Below are 2,947 nucleotides of genomic sequence, written 5' to 3'. Positions count from 1 at the left end.
CGAGGTGAGGAAGCGGGCGAAGCGCAGGGAGGCGGCGCGCTCGGCCGGCGGGACGGGCGGGGCCTCGGGCACGCGGCGGAGACTGCCGCCGCGCGCCGTGGGCGTAAAGGGCGGCCGGGCGGGATCAGCCGACCCGGCGGACGCGGCCCGTGTCGCGGTCCATCTCGAAGGTCGCGATCACGCCGCCGTTCTCGGTCGTCAGCGTGAAGCGCGCGGTACGGCTGCCCGCATCCGTGACCTCGCCGATCCGCCAGTTGCGCTCGCCGAACCACAGCAGCCCGGCCTCGGCGATCTTGCGCACCTCGTCGTTGCTCAGGTTCTTGTTGTCGCGGTTGATGAAGAAGCGGCCGAACGGGCCGCCATGGCGATGCTCGCCGCGGTGCCAGCCGCGCTCGCCCCACTGCCCGCGCCGCGGCCCGTCGCGCCAGGCGCCGGGGCCCATCGGGCCGTCGCCGCGCTCCATCATCATGCCGGGGCCGCCGGGCCCCATCCCCGGACCGCCCGGCCCCATGCCGGGGCCGCCCTGGGCGAAGGCGCCCATCGTGCCGGCGCCGTAGCCGACCAGCCCCGCCGCGGCGAGCCCGCCCGCCACCAGCACCACCTTCAGGATCCGACTCATCGCTCTCCTCCATCCATGCGTCCCGTCCTGCGGGATCGCGCGCAGCATCGCCCCGCGGGCTTGCCCGCATGTGTCGCCGAGCCGGCTCCGGCGCGACGAAGCGTGACGAAGTGTGACGGGTGGCGCGGCGGCAACGCGGCGCAACACTCGGGACGTTGCCGCCGGCGGGCGCGCGCGCGACAACGCCGCCATGGCCGAGCCCGCGCCGCACATCCTGGTGGTGGACGACGACCGCGAGATCCGCGACCTGCTCGCGCGCTTCCTCGAGCGGCACGGCTTCCGCGTCACCGCCGCGCGCGACGGGCGCGAGCTGCGCCGGCTGCTGCCGAACGGCGCCTTCGCGCTCGTCGTGCTCGACCTGATGCTGCCGGGCGAGGACGGGCTGTCGCTCCTGCGCTGGCTGCGCGCGGAGGGCGGGCGGACGCCCGTGGTCATGCTCACCGCCATGGGCGAGGAGACCGACCGGATCGTCGGGCTCGAGCTCGGCGCCGACGACTACGTGCCGAAGCCGTTCAACCCGCGCGAGCTCCTCGCCCGCATCCGCGCCGTGCTGCGCCGCGCCGAGGCCCAGGCCGCCGAGGCGGCCCCGCCCGGCGCCACGTTCCGCTTCGCCGGCTGGACGCTGGACACGGCGCGGCGGCGCCTGCTGGACCCGTCGGGGACGGAGGTCGCGCTGACGGGCGGCGAGTTCGAGCTGCTGCGCATCCTCGCCGAGCGCGCCGGCCGGGTGCTGACGCGCGAGATGCTGATGGACCTGCTGCACGGCCGCTCGACCGGCCCGTTCGACCGCGCGATCGACGTCGCGGTGAGCCGGCTCCGGCGCAAGCTCGACGACGACGGCAAGTCGCCCGCCCTGATCAAGACCGTGCGCGGCGGCGGCTACGTGCTCGCCGCGCCGGTCGAGCGCGCGTGAGGCCGGCGCGTGCGGCTCTGGCCCGCCTCGATCGCCGGGCGCACCTTCCTGGTGCTGCTGGTCGGCCTGTTCGCCGCACAGGTGGTGGGGCTGACGATCCATGCCTTCGACCGCGTGGCGCTGCAGCGCGCGGCACAGGCGCGCGAGGCGATGGGGCGCACCTGGGCGCTCTGGCGCGCCGTGGTCACCGCGCCGCCCGGCGCGCGCCCCGAGGTGGTGGAGTCGGTCGAGCTGCCCGAGGGGTTCCGGGCCACGCTCGGCCCGGCGCCGCTGGTGCGCGAGGGCGCGATCGCGCCCGGGCCGCGCGAGCGCCGGCTCGCCGAGGCCCTGGGACACATGGGCCCGCCCAGGTTGCGTCCGCGCGAGGTGCGCATCGGCGCTGCCCCCGAGGGCGGGGTGGCGGCGGCGCTGCGCCTGCCCGAGGGCGAGTGGCTGAACATCGCCGGCCGCTGGCCGCGGCCGCAGCCCTGGTCCTCGCCGACCTTCCTCGCGGCCCTCGCGGTGATGACGGCGGCGGTGGCGGGGCTGTCGTTCTGGGCGGTGCGGCGGCTGACCGCGCCGATCCGCGATCTCGCCGCCGCCGCCGAACGGCTCGGCCGCGACGTCTCGTCCCCTCCCCTGCCCGAGCACGGGCCGCGCGAGGTCGCGCAGGCGGCCGCGGCCTTCAACACCATGCAGGCGCGCATCCGCCGCTTCGTCGAGGACCGCACGGCGATGCTGGCGGCGATCGGACACGATCTGCGCACCCCGATCACGCGCCTCAGGCTGCGCGCGGAGTTCATCGAGGACGAGAGCCTGCGCGCGAGGATGCTGGCCGATCTCGCCGAGATGGAGGCGATGGTGGCGGCGACGCTGGCCTTCGCGCGCGACGATGCGGCGGCCGAGACGGCCGTGCCGCTCGACCTCGCGGCGCTCCTGCGCACGGTCGCCGACGAGGCGAACGACGTCGCCGGGCGCGAGGCGGTGACGCTGGAGGCGCCCGCGCACCGCACGGTGACGGCGCGACCGGTGGCGCTCAAGCGCGCGCTCGGCAACCTGGTCGGCAACGCGGTCGCCTATGCCGGGTCCTGCCGCGTGCGGCTCGCCGAGGGCGGGAACGGAACGGTCCGCATCACGATCGAGGACGACGGGCCCGGGATCCCCGAGGACGAGCTCGAACGCGTCTTCCAGCCCTTCCACCGCGTCGAGCGCAGCCGGTCGCGCGAGACCGGCGGGGCGGGGCTCGGCCTGCCGATCGCGCGCACGATCCTGCGCGGCCATGGCGGCGACGTCACGCTCGCGAACCGCCCCGGCGGCGGCCTGGTCGCGACCGTGACGCTGCCGGGATAGGCCCCGCTCAGGCGGCGAGCAGCGACCTCAGGCGCGCGACCGCGCTGTCCGGCGTGGTCAGCACCGGCTTGCCGGTGGCCCTGGCC

At 76.8% G+C, this 2,947-nt stretch carries 3 protein-coding genes; 2 read left to right on the top strand and 1 reads right to left on the bottom strand.

Translation table 11 applies throughout. The features are described from left to right. Positions 1 to 124: 124 nt before the first annotated feature. Positions 125 to 619, bottom strand: a complete 495-nt coding sequence (locus tag FK498_RS19810) for a hypothetical protein (protein ID WP_141857077.1) — start codon at positions 617 to 619, stop codon at positions 125 to 127. 190 nt (positions 620 to 809) lie between these two features. Here FK498_RS19810 and FK498_RS18250 point away from each other — a divergent pair, with 190 nt between their 5' ends. Beyond that, the gene (locus FK498_RS18250) at positions 810 to 1,532 is read left to right on the top strand and encodes a response regulator (RefSeq protein WP_141857075.1); all 723 of its coding nucleotides are present in this window, start codon (positions 810 to 812) and stop codon (positions 1,530 to 1,532) included. Between the two features lie 9 nt (positions 1,533 to 1,541). Next, positions 1,542 to 2,861 carry an ATP-binding protein gene (locus FK498_RS18245; protein ID WP_141857073.1) on the top strand — a complete coding sequence of 440 codons (1,320 nt, stop codon included), beginning with the start codon at positions 1,542 to 1,544 and terminating at the stop codon, positions 2,859 to 2,861. The last annotated feature ends 86 nt before the right edge of the window (positions 2,862 to 2,947 follow it).

Source organism: Elioraea sp. Yellowstone, from assembly GCF_006704265.1.
Taxonomy (GTDB): domain Bacteria; phylum Pseudomonadota; class Alphaproteobacteria; order Acetobacterales; family Acetobacteraceae; genus Elioraea.
The sequence above is the reverse complement of the archived record's forward strand: the minus strand, read 5'-3'. Positions and strand labels throughout refer to the sequence as shown.

Bases quoted from the DNA above. Each gene is read 5' to 3' on its own strand.
- FK498_RS19810 (WP_141857077.1), bottom strand. From the start codon at position 619: ATGAGTCGGATCCTGAAGGTGGTGCTGGTGGCGGGCGGGCTCGCCGCG.
- FK498_RS18250 (WP_141857075.1), top strand. From the start codon at position 810: ATGGCCGAGCCCGCGCCGCACATCCTGGTGGTGGACGACGACCGCGAG.